16 protein-coding genes are annotated in these 16,038 nt (G+C 65.8%); 5 read left to right on the top strand and 11 right to left on the bottom strand.

From position 1 onward, the window contains the following. Positions 1-151: 151 nt before the first annotated feature. The 5 genes from AC1RWL_RS06265 to AC1RWL_RS06245 all read left to right on the top strand — a co-directional run bounded on the left by AC1RWL_RS06265 (position 152) and on the right by AC1RWL_RS06245 (position 5,617). Complete coding sequence (locus AC1RWL_RS06265; RefSeq protein WP_493093915.1) at positions 152-922, top strand: SDR family NAD(P)-dependent oxidoreductase; 771 nt, start codon at positions 152-154, stop codon at positions 920-922. A 78-nt stretch (positions 923-1,000) separates the two neighbouring features. Continuing rightward, positions 1,001-1,966 carry a substrate-binding domain-containing protein gene (locus AC1RWL_RS06260; protein WP_435265596.1) on the top strand — a complete coding sequence of 322 codons (966 nt, stop codon included), beginning with the start codon at positions 1,001-1,003 and terminating at the stop codon, positions 1,964-1,966. Between the two features lie 54 nt (positions 1,967-2,020). Next, positions 2,021-3,526: a sugar ABC transporter ATP-binding protein gene (locus tag AC1RWL_RS06255; protein WP_493093914.1), complete on the top strand. Its 1,506-nt coding sequence runs from the start codon at positions 2,021-2,023 to the stop codon at positions 3,524-3,526. Next, positions 3,523-4,515: an ABC transporter permease gene (locus AC1RWL_RS06250; protein WP_256116633.1), complete on the top strand. Its 993-nt coding sequence runs from the start codon at positions 3,523-3,525 to the stop codon at positions 4,513-4,515. The genes AC1RWL_RS06255 and AC1RWL_RS06250 overlap by 4 nt, the downstream gene beginning before the upstream one ends. Positions 4,516-4,528: 13 nt before the next feature. Beyond that, positions 4,529-5,617 carry a glycerol dehydrogenase gene (locus AC1RWL_RS06245; RefSeq protein WP_493093913.1) on the top strand — a complete coding sequence of 363 codons (1,089 nt, stop codon included), beginning with the start codon at positions 4,529-4,531 and terminating at the stop codon, positions 5,615-5,617. A 66-nt stretch (positions 5,618-5,683) separates the two neighbouring features. Here the strand turns inward: AC1RWL_RS06245 and AC1RWL_RS06240 are convergent, their stop codons facing one another. Genes AC1RWL_RS06240 through AC1RWL_RS06190 form a run of 11 tightly spaced genes read right to left on the bottom strand, consistent with a single transcriptional unit; the run spans position 5,684 to position 16,038 of the window. Further along, on the bottom strand, positions 5,684-6,442 hold the full coding sequence (locus AC1RWL_RS06240; protein ID WP_493093912.1) for an SDR family NAD(P)-dependent oxidoreductase: 759 nt from the start codon (positions 6,440-6,442) through the stop codon (positions 5,684-5,686). Between the two features lie 24 nt (positions 6,443-6,466). Then, on the bottom strand, positions 6,467-7,996 hold the full coding sequence (locus tag AC1RWL_RS06235) for a xylulokinase (RefSeq protein ID WP_493093911.1): 1,530 nt from the start codon (positions 7,994-7,996) through the stop codon (positions 6,467-6,469). Further along, complete coding sequence (locus tag AC1RWL_RS06230) at positions 7,993-9,540, bottom strand: xylulokinase (RefSeq protein ID WP_493093910.1); 1,548 nt, start codon at positions 9,538-9,540, stop codon at positions 7,993-7,995. The genes AC1RWL_RS06235 and AC1RWL_RS06230 overlap by 4 nt, the downstream gene beginning before the upstream one ends. Before the next feature lie 4 nt (positions 9,541-9,544). Further along, entirely contained in the window at positions 9,545-10,291 is a 747-nt protein-coding gene (deoC, locus tag AC1RWL_RS06225; protein WP_439615593.1) for a deoxyribose-phosphate aldolase, read from the bottom strand. 2 nt (positions 10,292-10,293) lie between these two features. Further along, entirely contained in the window at positions 10,294-11,187 is an 894-nt protein-coding gene (locus AC1RWL_RS06220) for an SIS domain-containing protein (protein WP_256116639.1), read from the bottom strand. Between the two features lie 13 nt (positions 11,188-11,200). Then, complete coding sequence (locus tag AC1RWL_RS06215) at positions 11,201-12,061, bottom strand: MBL fold metallo-hydrolase (protein ID WP_493093909.1); 861 nt, start codon at positions 12,059-12,061, stop codon at positions 11,201-11,203. Further along, positions 12,058-12,993 (bottom strand): phosphoglycerate dehydrogenase, encoded by a 936-nt coding sequence (locus AC1RWL_RS06210; RefSeq protein WP_493093908.1) that lies wholly within the window; start codon positions 12,991-12,993, stop codon positions 12,058-12,060. The genes AC1RWL_RS06215 and AC1RWL_RS06210 overlap by 4 nt, the downstream gene beginning before the upstream one ends. 4 nt (positions 12,994-12,997) lie before the next feature. Beyond that, positions 12,998-13,951 (bottom strand): shikimate dehydrogenase family protein, encoded by a 954-nt coding sequence (locus AC1RWL_RS06205; protein ID WP_493093907.1) that lies wholly within the window; start codon positions 13,949-13,951, stop codon positions 12,998-13,000. Further along, the gene (gene eda / locus AC1RWL_RS06200; protein WP_493093906.1) at positions 13,948-14,601 is read right to left on the bottom strand and encodes a bifunctional 4-hydroxy-2-oxoglutarate aldolase/2-dehydro-3-deoxy-phosphogluconate aldolase; all 654 of its coding nucleotides are present in this window, start codon (positions 14,599-14,601) and stop codon (positions 13,948-13,950) included. The genes AC1RWL_RS06205 and eda overlap by 4 nt, the downstream gene beginning before the upstream one ends. Then, the gene (locus AC1RWL_RS06195; protein WP_493093905.1) at positions 14,598-15,242 is read right to left on the bottom strand and encodes a glucose-6-phosphate isomerase; all 645 of its coding nucleotides are present in this window, start codon (positions 15,240-15,242) and stop codon (positions 14,598-14,600) included. Before AC1RWL_RS06195 ends, eda begins: the two co-directional genes overlap by 4 nt. Positions 15,243-15,273: 31 nt before the next feature. Then, complete coding sequence (locus AC1RWL_RS06190) at positions 15,274-16,038, bottom strand: SDR family oxidoreductase (protein ID WP_493093904.1); 765 nt, start codon at positions 16,036-16,038, stop codon at positions 15,274-15,276.

The raw sequence follows: 16,038 nt of genomic DNA, 5'->3' as shown, positions 1-16,038 counted from the left end.
GCCACCCCGGCCCGCCTGAGAAAATGCCGGGTGGCCGCTATGGCCTCCCGCATCGATTTCGAAGACCGACGGTTCGCAGCCGAGGGCAGCGCTTTTGCGCGCCCACCCTTTCGTGCGGCCGGAGATCAGGCATTTTAGACGGAGGAAAGACGTGTATCTCGAACGTTTCAGGCTCGACGGCGAACTGGCAGTCATCACGGGGGGAGGGCGCGGCATCGGGCTTGCGAGCGCCGATGCGCTGGGCGAGGCCGGCGCACGGCTTGCCCTCATCGAGCGCGATCCCGCACTTCTGGAAGAGGCGCGCGCGACGCTTCAGGCCAAGGGCTACGACGTCTCCGTGCATGAGGGCGACGTCACCGATGCCAAGCGCATGCAGGCGATCGCCGACGAACTGGCCGCCAAGGGCGGCGCCTCCATCCTCGTCAACAATGCGGGCATCGCGCTGAGCGACATTCCCGCCGAGGACATGGAAGACGAGCGCTGGCTCAAGGTCATCGATGTCAATCTCAACGGCGTCTACTGGTGCTCGCGCTCCTTCGGCCGGCACATGCTGGAGGCCGGCCGCGGGGCGATCGTCAATCTCGGCTCCATGTCGGGCTTCATCGTCAACCGGCCGCAGCCGCAGGCGCATTACAACGCCTCGAAGGCCGCCGTGCACCACCTGACCAAGTCGCTCGCCGCCGAATGGGCGCCGCGCGGCGTGCGCGTCAATGCGGTGGCGCCCACCTATATCGAAACGCCGCTCAATGCGCTCGTCGAGAACAACCGGCCCATGTTCGATCGCTGGATCGATTCCACGCCCATGGCGCGCATGGGCAAGGACCACGAGGTCGCAAGCGTGATCCTCTTCCTGTCCTCCCAGGCAGCCAGCCTGATGACCGGATCGATCGTGCTTGTGGATGGAGGATACACGCTCTGGTGACCGCATCCCGTGCCGGGTGCCGCACCACATCGTGTTTGCCGCAATAGCATGCAAACAAGTCAACTAGGAGGAGTTACCATGACCACTATCAAGACGCTTCTGGCAGGGTCCGTCGCCCTGTTCTGCCTCACATCCGCCGCCATGGCGGCGGATTGCAAGGTGGGCCTTACCATGCCCTCGCTCAACGCGCCCTATTTCGCCGCGCAGGTCGCCGCCGTCGAAAAGGCCGCCAAGGATGCGGGCTGCGAAATCACCACGGCGGACAGCCAGAGCGATTTCTCCAAGCAGATCAACGATGTGGAGGACATGATCGCCAAGGGCATCAACATCCTCATCATCAACCCTCGTGACCAGGAAGCGCTCGTGCCGGTCGTCAATGCGGCAACTGCCGCCGGCGTCAAGGTCGTGGCCATGGACTCGACGCTCAATCCGAAGGCCAATTTCATCTCGCAGGTCCGCTCTTCCAGCGACGAGAACGGCCGCCTGGTCGGCGACTGGATCGCCAAGACGATGAAGGGCACGCCGATCAAGATGATCCTGCTTTCCGGCAACCAGGGCAATCCTGGCGGGCTTGAGCGCCGCATGGGCGTCATCAAGGGCATTACCGAAGCGCAGCTCGTCAACGAAGGCGCGGTCAACCTGCAGATCCTCGGCCAGGGCTGGGGCGACTGGGCGACGGACGGCGGCCTGAAGGCGGCGGAAGACCTGTTCCAGGCCCATCCGGACGCCAACCTCGTCGTCGGCGAGAACGACTCCATGGTGCTCGGCGCCGTGCAGGCGGCCAAGGCAGCCGGCCTCGACAAGATCCTCTTCGCCGCCGCTGCCGATGGACAGCGCGAGGCGCTGGCGATGATCAAGGACGGCGCCTATGGCGCGACGGGACTCAACGATCCGGACCTCGTCGGCCGCACCGCCTTCGACGTCGCCTACAAGGCGTTGAAGGGCGAACTGCCGTCGGACTTCCCGAAAGAGTATTTCACCCCCGCCGACGTGATCTCCAAGGACAATGTCGACAAGTATTACAAGCCTGATTCTGTATTCTAAATCGACAGCAAGAGAAGGATGCACCGGTTTCCGGTGCATCCTTTTGGGAGCCCAATGACAGAACTTGTCAGTCTATCCGGTATCCGGAAGAACTATGCCGGCGTGCAGGCGCTGAAGGGCGTGGATTTCGACCTGAAGGCCGGCGAAGTGCATGCGCTTGTCGGTGAAAACGGCGCGGGCAAATCCACGCTGATGCGCGTGCTCGGCGGCGAGACCGCGCCAACTTCGGGCACGGTTAGCCTTTACGGCGAGATGGTCGCACTGTCCGGGCCGCGGGATGCGACGAGCCGCGGCGTGTCCGTGATCCACCAGGAGCTGGCGCTGGCGCCGGACCTGACGGTGGCCGAAAACATCTTCCTCGGGCGCCTGCCGGGCTTCGTCAATCACGGCGCGCTGCGCAGGGCGGCACGCGACATTCTCGACCGCCTCGGCTTTGCCATCGACCCCGCCGTGCAGGCTGGCCGGCTGACGGTCGCCCACCAGCAGGTGGTCGAGATCGCCAAGGCGCTGTCCAACAAGGCGCGCATCATCGTCTTCGACGAACCGACTGCGGTGCTCGCCAACAGCGATGCGGAGCGGCTTCTCGCGATCATCCGCGAGCTGCGCGCCGGCGGCACCGGCGTCGTCTATATCTCGCACCGCCTGAACGAGGTCTTCGACCTCTCCGACCGCATCACGGTGATGAAGGACGGTTCGCATGTCGAGACGCTGGAGACCGCCGCCACCGATGTCGACGCGGTGATCGCCCGCATGGTTGGCCGCCAGATGTCCGCGTTGTTTCCGCCGAAGGACGGGCGCGTGCCCGGCAAGGTGGTCGTCGACGTGCGCAACGTCACCCGCGGGCGCAAGGTCCGCGATGTCAGCTTTTCCGTCCGCGCTGGCGAGGTCGTCGGTCTCGGCGGTCTCGTCGGCTCCGGCCGCACGGAGGTCGCGCGCCTCGTCTTTGGCGCCGACAGGATGGATTCCGGCACGGTCGAACTGAACGGCAAGCCGCTGCACCTCTCGTCGCCGCGCGATGCGGTGCGCGCCCAGATCGGCCTCGTTCCGGAAGATCGCAAGGAACATGGCGTCATTCTCGATGCGCCGATCCGTATCAACACGACGCTCGCCAAGATCCGCAGCATCACCCGTTTCGGCATCCTGAATGTCGCCAAGGAACGGCAGGTTGCCACAGCGCTCGGCGCCGAGATGCGCCTCAAGGCATCGAGCGTCGATGCGCCGGTCTCCAGCCTTTCGGGCGGCAACCAGCAGAAGGTGGCGCTCGCCAAGTGGTTCCATGCCGATTGCGACCTGCTCATTCTCGACGAGCCGACGCGCGGCGTCGATGTCGGGGCGAAAAGCGAAATCTACAATTTGATCAACGACCTGGCCAAAGCCGGCAAGGCGGTTCTCGTCATTTCGTCCGAACACCAGGAGCTGTTCGGCATTTGCGACCGCATTCTCGTGATGGCGGAAGGCGCCATCGTGGGCGAACTCGCCGAAGGCGCGTTCACCGAGCAGCAGCTTTTGACGCTGGCAATGACCCAGTCGGCCAGGAACAGGGATGAGGCAAGCCTATGACCACTACACCCGCAAGCGCCGCCGCGCCGTCGTCGCTTACGCCCCGCATTCTGGAGGCCGTCCGCCATTATGGCACGCTGGGCATCTTCCTGGTGCTGGTGATCGTCGCGTCACTCTGGTCCGATGCGTTCCTGACAGAGCGCAACCTGATGAACGTGGTGCGCCAGGTTGCCTCCGGCGCCGGCATCATGGCCGTCGGCATGCTCTTCGTCGTGCTGACGCGCGGCATCGACCTTTCGGTCGGCTCGATTGCCGCCGTCGGCTCGGTGCTCTGTGCCCATCTCATCGCCGCGCAGGGGTTCAGCGTGCCGCTGGCGATCCTGCTGGTCATCGCGACCGGGGCGGCCTGCGGCGTGGTCACCGGCTTCTTCGTCGCCTATATGCGGCTGCCGTCCTTCGTCATCTCGCTCGCCATGATGGCGATCGCCCGCGGCATTTCGCTGATCGTCAGCGCCGGCCGGCCGATCACCATGGGAGAGCCCGGCGCGTCGCTCGTCGATTTCGGCAGCGGTTTCTTCCTCGGCATCCCGCAGCCGGCCATCCTGATGCTGCTGATCTACGCCATCGGCGCGGCGGTGCTGACCTATACGAGCTTCGGCCGCATCGTCACCGCCATCGGCTCGAATGAGGAGGCCGTGCGGCTCTCCGGCGTGCCGGTTGAGCGCTACGTGCTATCGGTCTACGTCATCAGCGGCGCATTGGCGGCCGTTGCGGGCATCGTCGCGGCCGGGCGCACGGGCATCGGCACGCCGCAGGTCGGCGTCGGCGCGGAGCTTGACGTCATCGCGGCCGTGGTTATCGGCGGCGCGAGCCTGATGGGCGGGCGCGGCAACATGTTCAACACGCTGCTCGGCGCGCTGATCCTCGGCATTATCACCAACATCATGAACCTTGCCGGCGTGCCGGGCTATCACCAGAACGTCTATCTCGGACTGATCATCATCCTGGCGATGCTCATCCAGTACGTCACCGCCCGTTCGCGGCGCTAAATCGGAGAACAGCATGTCCCGTTCCTTCGGCAGCCCCAGCCGCTACATCCAGCGCCGCGGTGAAATCGCGCGCCTCGGCGAACACATGGCGCCGCTTGGCCGCAAGCCGCTTGTCCTCATCGACGCCTTCCTCTTCGAGCGTTACGCGGAAACGCTCGGCGCGAACCTGAAGGACGGCTTCGACACCCGCTTCGAAAAATTCGGCGGCGAGTGCAGCGACCGCGAGATCGCGCGCGTGACGGCGATCACGGCCGAACACGGCGCGGATGTCGTCGTCGGTATCGGCGGCGGCAAGACGCTCGACACCGCCAAGATGGCCGCGCACAGGACCAATGCGCGCATGCTGGCCGTGCCCACCATCGCCTCCACCGATGCGCCGACAAGCGCCGTGGTGGTCGTCTATTCCGATGAGGGCGTCTTGCAGGAGGCGCACAACCTGCCGCGCAATCCCGATCTCGTGCTGGTCGATCCGGAGGTCATCGTCGCGGCACCCGTGCGCTTCCTTGTTGCCGGCATGGGGGATGCGCTCTCCACCTGGTACGAGGCCCGCGCCAATATCGAGGCCGGCACGTTCAACTACATTTCCGGCGGTTTCCCGGCCACCCGCGCCGCCATCGCCATTGCCCGCGAATGCCATGCGGTGATCATGGAACAGGCGGTGAAGGCCAAGCTTGCGGCGGAAGCTGGCGTCGTCACGCAGGCGGTCGAGGATATCATCGAGGCGAATACGCTGCTCTCCGGCCTCGGCTTCGAGAATTGCGGTGTCTCCGCCGCGCACGGCATCCATGACGCGCTGACCGTGCTGCCGGAAATCCACGGCCTCCTGCATGGCGAGAAGGTCGCCTTCGGCGTGCTCTGCCTGCTCGTGCTGGAAAACCGTCCGCAAAGCGAGATCGACGAGACCATCCGCTTCTGCCGCACCCTCGGCCTGCCGACCACGCTGGCGGAGCTGAACATCACCGAGGACGTGCCGGCCAAGGTGCGCAAGGTCGCCGAGGCCGCCGTCAAAGGCAACATCACGCACGCTACTCGCGCACCCGTGGGCGTACAGGAAATCGAAGCGGCTATTCTCGCCGCCGACGCACTCGGGCGGGCGACCTGAGCAGCTTCCATACTGCAAACTAAATCGAGACCCCGGCCGAGAGGCCGGGGTTTCTTATTTGTCGCTTTAGAAACCGCCGACGACGAAACCGCCATCGACAGGCAGGTCCGCACCGGTGATGAAGACGGCGGCGGGGGACGCGAGGAAGAGCGCGGTGCCGACGAGGTCGTCCACCGTGCCCCAGCGCTTCAGCGCCGAGCGCTGGGCAATCTTTTCGGCCGGCACGGGGTCGGTCCACAGGCCCTTGGTCATGTCGGTCTTGTGGTAGCCGGGGGAGATCGCGTTGACGCGGATGCCGTCCGGGCCGAAGGCATGGGCGAGGTGGCGGGTGAGGCCGAGCACGCCGGACTTGCTGGCGCCATAGGCCGGCACGAGCGGGTCGCTGACATAGCTGAGCATCGAGGCCGTGTTGAGGATGACGCCCTTCGAGGCCTTCAGCAGCGGCAGAACGGCCATGGCAAAGCGCATCTGGCTGTTCAGGTTGACGTCCATCACCTCCATATAGGTAATATCCTCGAATTCGGCTTCAGGACGGGCGATGCCCGCGCCGTTGACGAGAACATCGAGCTTGGAAAGCGTCTTGGCGAAAGCCTTAATAGCCTCCGGGTCGCGCACGTCGACGCGCTCGAAGCGGATGCCCTTGTTCTCCGCGTCCGCCGCTGCCGCCTTCAGCTTCGTCTCCGAGCTGCCGAGCGCAACAACCGAACCGCCGAGCCGGGCAAAACCCTGGGCAATGGCAAGGCCGATGCCGGACGAGCCGCCGGTGACCAGGATGTCCTTGCCGGCAAACAGGTCCGGGCGAAACGTGTCGATGATGTCCTTCATGATTTCCTCCTCCAATGGGGTGATTCAGGGCCGAGCGCCGGCCGAGCGGATCTGGGCGGCAAGCGCGTCCATGTCGTCGTAGAGCGCCTTGCTGTGATGGTAGAGCCGGTCGAACACCGGCTGGACATGGCTGTAGACCTCGACCCAGGCAGGATCGGGCGCGATTTCATCCGCATAACGGACATAGGCTTCCGCCGCATCCTCCGGCCGGGAAAAGCGGCCCGTCGCGGTCGCCGCCATCGCCGCGCAGCCGACAAGGCCGCATTCCGGCTCCTGCGGCACGAGCACTGGCGTGTCGAAGACGCTCGCCTTGATCTTCAGCCAGAGTTTCGTGCGCGCGCCGCCGCCGGCGGCGATCATGCGCTCCAGCCGCTTGCCGGAGCTCGCTTCCATGATGCGGATATGGCGGGCCATGGCAAAGGCGATGCCTTCAAGGATCGCCCGGTGCAGGTGCTCCATGCCGTGCACCGCGCCAAGCCCGAAGAACTGCGCGCGCGCGTTGCGATGCTGGCCGAGACGCTCGCCGGTCAGGAAGGGCATGAACAGCAACGCTTCGGAACCGGGCGGTGCTTTTTCGGCCCGCTCGACGATATCGCTGTAGCTGAGCGCGCCATCATGGAAGGCGCGGCGCGCCCAGCGCATGCCGTCGCCGCCAGTTTCGAGCAACACGAAGGGCGCCCAATTGCCCTCGATCGTTGCGACGTTTGAGATTTCGGGATCGAGCAGCGGTTTTTCCGCGATCATCGTCACGATCGCGCCGGTGCCTGTGCTGTCCGAGCCGAGGCCGGGCCGGCAGGCGCCCGAGCCGAGCAGTGCCATCGGATAGTCCGCCCCGCCCACCATGACGGGCGTGCCGGCGGCAAGCCCGGTCGCAAGTGCCGCTTCCTCCGTGACATGGCCGATGATGTCGAGCGGATTGCGGATCGGCGGTAGCAGCCGGGCGTCCAGCCCCATGCGCTCGATCATCACCGGCGACCACGCGACCGTCTCCGGATTCATCAGGAAGCTGCACGAAGCATCGCCGGTATCCATGGCAATCTCGCCGGTCAGCCGGAAGTTGATGTAGTCCTTCGGCATGATGGCGACGGCGCTGCGCTTGTAGGCTTCCGGGTCGGCATCGCGCACCCATTGCAGCTTGAAGCCCGGCCAGGCCGGTGTCGGCGTGTTGCCGCTCTCGCCGAGATAGCTTTCGGGTGTGTTCTCGGCCTCGAATTTTCGCACAAGGTTGAGCGTGCGCTTGTCGTTCCAGAGCGGCGCGGTATCGCGGGTCAGTTGGCCCGCATCGTCGAGCAGCACGAGGCCGTGCATCTGGCCGCAGATGGCGACGATGGAGATACGCTCGCGCGCGCCCTCGCTCTTGTCCAGCACGGCGCGAACCGCGGTGCAGGCGCCCTCCCACCAGTCGAGCGGGCGCTGTTCCGCCCAGCCGAATTGCGGAACGATCTGGTCGTGCTCGCGCGCCGCGATCTCGACGATCCGGCCCACGGTGTCGATAAGCGCCGCCCGCACGCTGCCGGTGCCGACGTCGATGGCGAGAAAGAGATCCCCGGTCACGATGCAACCTCCCTGAGCGCGGCGAGTGCGCCCGACAATGCCTGCTGTTGATCGGCGGTCTGACGATAGGCGACAAGCGCGGCCTGGTAGACGGCGCGCGTTTCCGCTGCGGGTTCGCTGCGGCCTTCCGCGACATGCAATGCGCGGATCGGCAGGAAATCCGTCCAGAGCCCCATGCCGACGAACGCCAAGGCTGCTGCGCCGAGTGCGGCGGCCTGCTGGTCGATCTTCGTCTTGACGATCGTGCAGTCAAAGACGTCGGAAAAGACCTGCCGCCAGAAGGCGCTGCGCGCACCGCCGCCCACGATGATCATCTCCGAGCCGATCGCAGTCATGCGGCGCAACTCGTCGAGCGCGACGCGCAGACCGAGCGCCACGCCCTCCAGCGTCGCGCGCAGAATGTCAGCGCGGCCGTGCTGGAGGTCCAGCCCGATGAAGCCGCCGCGCACCGCGGGGCCGCCCTCGAAGCTCGTGCCGCCGCCAAGCGTGGGCACGAAGATCAGGCCGCGTGCGCCGGCTGGCGCTTCGCCGGCAAGGCGGAACAGTTCATCATGGACGTCAAGGCCGGCAGCCTTGGCCGCCTGTTTGACGTCCGGCAGCAGCGTGTCGGTCACCCAGTTGACGCTGGTGCCGGAGGAGAAGATGGAGGTCGCCGAAATGAACATGCCCGGCACCACATGGGCGAAGACGAAGGGGCGCACCCGGTCGTCGAGCAGCGGCTCGGAAGAGGAAACGGTGATCCAGCTGGAGGAACCCATCGAGGCGTAGGCGTCACCCTCCAGGAAGGTGCGGCCGCCGAGCGCCATGCAACTGTTGTCCACGCCACCCGCGACCACCTTGACGCCCGGCGGCAGGCCAAGTTGCTTCGCGACATCGGGCAGGACGTCGCCAAGAATCTCGGTAGAGGCGACGATTGCGGGGAAGAGATCTGGGCTGAGAGCCGCCGCTTCGATCAGCTCCGGTGCATAGCGTCCGGCCGTCAGATCATAGACGCCGGTGCCCGAGGCATAGGATGGGTCGGTGGCGATGCGGCCGGTGAGCCGCAGGTTGATATAGTCCTTGGTGCCGATGATCGTTCTTGTCCGGGCAAAAATGTCGGGCGCATTCCGGCGCAGCCAGATCGCCTTGAACACGGTGTAGAGCGGGGCCGGGAAGCCGTTGCCGGTCTTGCGGTACCATGCGTCCGGATCGACCCGCGTGAAGAAGTCCTCCGCCTCAGCAACGGCGCGGCCGTCCGACCAGAGCGGCACGAACTCCTGCAACAGGGCGCCAGTCTTATCGAGCGGAATGCAGCCGAGGCTGTGGCCGGAGATGGCGATGGCGCGGATGGAGCCGGCATCCACGGCGGGATTGCCGAGCAGCGTCTTCAGGCTCGCGCAAATGGCATCCCACCAGTCCTCCGGGCGCTGCTCGTGGTGCGAGGAGGAGGGGTAGAACGTCTTGTAGGACACGACCTCTTCCGCAATGCAGGTGCCGTCCGGGCGGAAGATCGCCGCCTTGACGCCCCCGGTGCCGAGGTCGAATGCTGCAACGGTATCGGCCATGGTCTCAGCCCGCCATGCCGGTTACGTCGAGGCGGCCGCCGGGCAGGGCGGCGCATTGGCGCACCAGATCAACCGCGACCTTCGTGTTGATACCAAAGCGGGTGACGCCGAGGCGCACCATGGCGGCAATGCTTTCCAGCGAGCGGATGCCGCCCGAGGCTTTCACCTCGACCGCGCCGTCGACGGTGTCGATGATGAGCTTCAGCTTTTCCGGCGTCGTGGCGCTCGGCGTCCAGCCGGTGCCGGTCTTGACGAAGGCGGCGCCGCTTTCGGCGACAATGGCTGAGGCGGTGCGGATTTCGTCGTCCGTCAGATGTGCGAGTTCGAGGATGACCTTCAGTGGCACCGGCGCGATGGCCTCCACCACGGCGCGGATATCGCTGCGCACATAGTCGAGATCGCCGGATTTGAGGCGGCCGACATTGATCATCATGTCGAGTTCCTGCGCGCCGTTTCCGGCAAGCTCCGTGGCCTCCGCCACCTTGGTGCGGGTCGTATGCCCGCCGGACGGGAAGCCGACCGGGCCACCGACGAGCGTCAGCCCGCCTGTAGGCACCAGGCTGCGCAGCAGTGGCACGAAATTCGGCAGCACATGGGCGGCGATGAAACCTTCGGCCACGGCGATGTCCGCCAGCTCCCGCACGTCCGCCTCGGTATGGAAGGCCTGGACGGCGCTGATGTCGATCAGGGCGGCGAGTTCGCGGGGTGAGAGCGATGCCGGCGTCGGGGAGCGGTGGCGGGTGTTGTGCATCTCTATGTCTCGTTGCTCATTCTCAGATAGCGGAGGTTGCGCTTCATGCCGGTGAAGAGTTCGACATGTTCGGCGCCGCGGCGCAGCGCCACGCTGGTGGAAAGGATGTCGATCACCGTCAGCGCGGCGATGCGGGATATGGTGGGCGTGTAGATATTGGTGTTTTCCAGCGTCTCGACCTTCAAAACGAGATCGCAGAACTCGACGAGCGGCCCATCCGCACCGACGATGCCGATGATCTGGCAGCCGTTCTCGCGCGCCCGGCGTGCGGTCTCGATGATCGCCAGCGTCGCCCCCGTATTGGAGATGACGACGGCGACGTCGCCCGGCTTCAGCATGGAGACGACCATGATCTGCTGGTGCGCGTCGGTCTCCGCGCCGCAGGGCACGCCGAACAGCGGGAATTTCTGCTGCGCATCGCGGGCGACGATGCCCGAGGCGCCGAAGCCGAAGAAGTCGATACGGTTCGCCTTGGCGAGCATGTCGACGACCTGGCCGACCTTGACCGGGTCAAGATGGTTGCGCACCCAGTCGAGGCTGGTGATCGTGTAGTCGAAGATCTTCTCCGAGACCTGGGCCGGCGTGTCGTTGCCGTCGATGACCGAATGGGTCGCGGACACGCCGAGCGCCAGGCTTTGCGCGAGGCGCAGCTTGAAATCCTGGTAGCCCTGGCAGCCGACCGAGGCGCAGAAGCGGATGACCGTCGGTTGGCTGACATCCGCCCATTCGGCGGCCTCCGCGATGGTCGCGTTGATGACACGCTTCGGATCGGCGAGCACGAGTTCCGCCACCTTGCGGTCCGACTTGCGGAGCTCTCCGCGCTTCATGCGGATGACCTCCAATATGTTGTTATTGTTGCCGCCAATCGGTTTGGGCTGGAGCGCGCTGGTTGACATGGAGACCCCCGGTTCACTTAGACAATCGGTATTCAACCGACAGCTTTGCCCGATGGAGCCGCGCCCTGCAATCAGCCGCCGCCGATTTGGCATCGATCGTTGCAGGGTCCTCGGTGTTGAAGGCGAACATGCCGTAGTGGTGCGCGATCATGTCCGCCGCGCCGATCCGGTCCGAGAGCGCACAGGCTTCGTCCAGCGTCAGGTTGCCGGCGATGCCGGCTTGCGTGAGCTCAGGCCGGCGGCCATTGACCGGCAGCAGCGCGAGATCGGCCTTGAAGGGCGCGACCTCGTCGACGAGCCCTTCGAAGGGGATCGTATCGCCGGAATGGTAGAGGCGAACGCCGTCGCTCTCGACCACATAGCCCAGAAATTTGTGCCAGCCTTCCGGCGAGCGCTCCAACGTCTCGTGTGCGGCGCGGATGGCGGTGATGGCGAGGCCGGGTAGGGATTCGATACGTTCGCCGGCATCGACCGTGATGAGGCGTTCCAGCCCGACGCCAATACGCTCCTTCGCGGCCTCGATCGCGGCGCGGGGCACGACGAAGCGACAATCCGGATTGGCCGTGGCGATCGGCGTGAGGGTCTGCTGGTCCATGTGGTCGGTATGGTAATGCGTCACCAGCACGAGATCGACCGGGCCGATTTCGGACGGCTGGATGGGGGCGGCCATCAGGCGGTCGTGCTCGAAGCGCTTACCCTGGTATTTCTCCGCGAGGCTATCGGAAAGATAGGGATCGATGACGATACGATAGCGGCTGGTCGCGATGACGAAGCCGGCCTGCCCGAGCCAGTAGAGCCGGACGTCCTCGGCCGGAGGCGTGGAGAGCCGCATGGCGAGCGATTCCGAAAATGGCACGGGCGAAAGCGACGTCATGCTGCGTCCTCCCTGACCAGCGCGGCGAGAAGGTTTTCTACGGCGATGGTCGTCGCCTTGCTGACGCTCTCGTCGGTCAATCCGCCGATATGGCTGGTGGCGATGACGCGGGGATGGCTGGCAAGCGAGCCGGGGGCGGGCGGTTCCTCGACGAAGACGTCGGTGGCATAGGTCTGCAACCGGCCCTTATCGAGTGCGGCGCGCACCGCATCCTCGTCCACCAGCGTTGCGCGGGCCGTGTTGATGAGGATGGCGTTGGGCGGCATGATCGCAAGACGGGCCGCATTGACGATCGGCTTGCCGTCTGCGGGCGCCGGGCAATGTAGCGAGACGATGTCAGCCTCCGCGAAAACCTCGTCTAGGCTCGCCCATTTGAACGGCCCATAGACTTCGACATTCGGGCGGAAGGGATCGTGGGCGACGACATTGGCCCGCATCGACGAGACGGCGCGCGCGACGCGCTTGCCGATCGCGCCGCAGCCGATGATGCCGACGGTGCGTTCGGCGATTTCCTTGCCGCGCGAACGCGGCCAGCCGCCGGCCCTTATGCCGGCCGTCTCGGTGGGGATGTGGCGGAGGGAGGCGAGGATGAGGCCCATCGCGAGCTCCGCCACGCCAACGGCATTGGCGCCTTCGGCCTTGAGCACGCGGATGCCCCGGCCCTTCAGTAGCGACAGCGGAAGGTTGTCGATGCCGGTGCCGTTGCGGCTGATGGCGCGCAGGCTATCGGCGGCGGCAATCACCCGGTCGGAGACCGGCTCCACACCGGCGAGCCAGCCGACGCAGCCGGGCACGAGGTCGAGAAGTTCGGCCTCGCCGGGCATGCGGCCGGGCGTCGGGAACACAAGGTCGAAACCGGCCTGGCGCAGCGGTTCGAGTTCCGGCGGCGGATCGAGCGAGAGCGAACGGGGTGTGACGAGAATACGCTTCACCACATCACCCCTTCGCCGCTTCGATGGCGATGCGCGAAATCTCGTCGAAGGACGGGCCGGAGGTCGGGATGTCGATGTCGAACACTTCGGCGATGACCTGCGTCCAGCCATGCAGGAAATAGGTCCAGCCATCCTCGACCTGCAACCCGCGCGCCGCTTGCTGGTGCCGTGCCTGGTCGAGAAAGACGAGATCGCCGCGGTAGTTCAGGTCCCAGGCGATCGCCCGCTCGGGGAAGAGGCCCGCATCGGTGATCGGCGAGCCCGGCGCGTCCTTGCCGAGGCCGGTGGCGTTGATCACCAGTGAACCGGGTTTCAGCGCGGCCATGGCGGCATCGTTCAGTTCCGGCCGGTCGGCCAGCACGTAGTCGATCTTTACGCGGGCGTTCATGTCCTGGTGAATGCGCCGCAGCTCGTCGAGACGCGGCTGCGACCGGTTGGTGACGACGATGCGGGACGGCACGTCGGCTCCACGGCTTGCCTGCATGAGGTGCCAGGTGATGGCGATGGTGGAGCCGCCGGCACCCATGGAGAGAACCTCCGCGCCAGTGTCGGCAAAGTGGCTGGCCGGCACGAAACCGTCGATCGCCAGGCCCGAGGAAATGGGGTCCTTGGCGTGGCAGATGAGCTTGCCGTTACGTTTCGATAGGCAGCTCGTCTCATGCATCAGCAGCGCATGCGGATCGATCACGTCGAACATGTCGCGTGCCGCATTGAACAGGTCGATCTTGTGCGTGGTGACCAGCGCGCCGAGCGACAGCGGGTCCGTCTTGATGAAGGCGACGGCCTCGCGATAGGCGGCCGGGTCGGCGTGCAGCGGAAAGTCGATGCCCGTCAGCACCGCGTCCTTCAGCCCGAGATGGCGCGCCCAGGCGGGGAAAACCCGCATGATCGAGCTCTTCGCCGTCGTCACGCCGATGAAGTAGAAGGTCGGCTGGATCGCGGGTTGATAGCGGCTCATCGGTTTGCCTCGCGTGCCTCTTTGGCCTTTGCCACCGCGGCGCGCGCCTTAGCCGTGATATCGGCCCAACGGCCTTCGCTGATATCGGCCTTGGTCGCGATCCATGTGCCGCCAACGGCTGCCACCGCGCCGAGCTTCAGCCATTCGTGCATGTTGTCGAGGCTGACGCCGCCGGTCGGTACGAAACGGGTGCCGAGATGCGCGAAGGGCGTGCTGATCGCCTCCAGCATGGCGGGGCCGCCGGCGGCCTTCGCCGGGAAGAATTTTGCCAGTTTCAGGCCGTGGCGGGTGACGGCGGTCAAGTCGGAGGGGGTCATGATGCCGGGCGCGAAGGGAAAGCCCTTGCCGTTTGCGGCCGCAACGATCTCGGCGTCGAAACCGGGCGCAAGGCCGAAGCGGGCGCCGGCGTTGATTGCCGCGTCAAGCGCTTCCGGCGTCAGGATCGTACCGGCGCCGACCAGCAGTTCCGGCCGTTTGTCGGCCATGATGGCGATGACTTCGGCCGCCGCTTCGGTGCGGAAGGTGATCTCGGCTAGCGGCAGCCCGCCTTCGAGAAGCGCATCGGCGAGCGCGACGGCATCGGATGCGCGCTCGATGGCGATGACCGGCACGACGCCAAGCTTGGCGGCCTGATCGAATGGGGCACTCATGCGGTTTCTTCCTTCTCCTGATGGCCATAGAGGGCGGCGATCGTCGCCGCGTCCCGCATCCGCCAGCCGGCATTGTCGACCTGTTTCCAGCCGCCCTTGCCATCGTCCATGATGCGGGCGCGCATGCCGCCGGCTTTGGCGATGCAGTCATAGTCCTGGCCGGAATCAGCGGGGTAGCAGAACAGCATCACCAGTTCCTCGTCGCCGACATTGACGGAGCGGTGGATCCAGTAGGGCGGCACGTAGCAGACCGTCTGGGCGTCGATTTCGACGATGCGGATCTCGCCGTCCGGCGATTCCATCAGCATGAGGCCGCGGCCCTTCTGGCCGTAATAGATTTCCGGCCGGTCCGCCTGCCGGTGGATATGGCCGCGGGTGACGAAATATTCCTGGCCTACCTTGCCCGGCAGCATGCGGGTGACGCCGAAGATAAGGTCGCCAGAGCGTTCGTTGGGGCGAAATTCCGAGACTTCGTAGACGACCGTGTCGTTCCACTCGGCCTGCATGGCGGAGAAGGCATCCGCATCCGCATAGAGACCCTCAAGGTCGCGGAAACGCTTCTGGTAATCGCCCGTGGCATCGCTCATGGCGCCGGTCTGAAGATCGACCTTGCACCCGACGGGCTCGAATAGCTGTGTCAAAACTGGGTCCTCGTCTCTGTCAATTTTTCGATCAAACGATGGTGTAACCGCCGTCGATCATCAGGTTTGCGCCGTTCACCATCGCGGCCGCGCCGCTGGCGAGGTAGAGCACCGAGGCGGCGATCTCCCACGGCTTGGCGAAGCGTCGCGTCGGGATGGCGGCGCGGGCGCGCTCGCCCTTTTCGCCGGCCCAGCCGGTGAGGCCGAGTTCGGTCTCCACCACGGTCGGCGACAGCGCGTTGACGGTGACGCCGCGCGGTCCCCATTCCAGCGCCATGCAGTTCGTCATGCCGATGATGCCCGCCTTGCTGGCGCAATAGGCGACATGGCCCTCGATGCCGATCACGGCGGCCTGCGAGGCCATGTTGACGATGCGGCCGGCTTTGCGCTCCAGCATGCCCGGCGCAACGGTGCGCGCCATCAGGAAGGCGCCCTTGAGATTGATGGCAAGCGTGCGGTCCCATTCGGCCGTCGGATAGCTTTCCGCCGGTGCCAGCGGCCCGATGCCGGCATTGTTGACGAGAATGTCGATGCGGCCGAAGGCCTCGGTCACCGCTTGAACGGCGCGCTCGACGCCCGGCTCGTCCGTTACGTCCACGACATGCGCGATGTGGTGGGCGCCGAGCGAGGCGGCGACATCGGCAACGGAGGGATCGCGGTCGAGCAGCGCGACACGCGCCTTCTTCGCCGCGAAGGCTTCGGCAATCGCCCGGCCGATGCCGGTCGCCGCACCCGTGACCACTACGGTCTTGCCGCTGAAATCCAGCAGGTCGTCGAAGGAGGGGGTGTCCGTCAT

Source organism: Shinella sp. GW821-FHT10F02 (assembly GCF_058809275.1).
The sequence above is the reverse complement of the archived record's forward strand: the minus strand, read 5'-3'. Positions and strand labels throughout refer to the sequence as shown.

Bases quoted from the DNA above. Each gene is read 5' to 3' on its own strand.
- AC1RWL_RS06220 (WP_256116639.1), bottom strand. From the start codon at position 11,187: ATGTCAACCAGCGCGCTCCAGCCCAAACCGATTGGCGGCAACAATAAC.
- AC1RWL_RS06190 (WP_493093904.1), bottom strand. From the start codon at position 16,038: ATGACGGACACCCCCTCCTTCGACGACCTGCTGGATTTCAGCGGCAAG.
- AC1RWL_RS06250 (WP_256116633.1), top strand. From the start codon at position 3,523: ATGACCACTACACCCGCAAGCGCCGCCGCGCCGTCGTCGCTTACGCCC.
- AC1RWL_RS06205 (WP_493093907.1), bottom strand. From the start codon at position 13,951: ATGAGCCGCTATCAACCCGCGATCCAGCCGACCTTCTACTTCATCGGC.
- AC1RWL_RS06245 (WP_493093913.1), top strand. From the start codon at position 4,529: ATGTCCCGTTCCTTCGGCAGCCCCAGCCGCTACATCCAGCGCCGCGGT.
- deoC (WP_439615593.1), bottom strand. From the start codon at position 10,291: ATGCACAACACCCGCCACCGCTCCCCGACGCCGGCATCGCTCTCACCC.
- AC1RWL_RS06215 (WP_493093909.1), bottom strand. From the start codon at position 12,061: ATGACGTCGCTTTCGCCCGTGCCATTTTCGGAATCGCTCGCCATGCGG.
- AC1RWL_RS06255 (WP_493093914.1), top strand. From the start codon at position 2,021: ATGACAGAACTTGTCAGTCTATCCGGTATCCGGAAGAACTATGCCGGC.
- AC1RWL_RS06230 (WP_493093910.1), bottom strand. From the start codon at position 9,540: ATGGCCGATACCGTTGCAGCATTCGACCTCGGCACCGGGGGCGTCAAG.
- eda (WP_493093906.1), bottom strand. From the start codon at position 14,601: ATGAGTGCCCCATTCGATCAGGCCGCCAAGCTTGGCGTCGTGCCGGTC.
- AC1RWL_RS06240 (WP_493093912.1), bottom strand. From the start codon at position 6,442: ATGAAGGACATCATCGACACGTTTCGCCCGGACCTGTTTGCCGGCAAG.
- AC1RWL_RS06260 (WP_435265596.1), top strand. From the start codon at position 1,001: ATGACCACTATCAAGACGCTTCTGGCAGGGTCCGTCGCCCTGTTCTGC.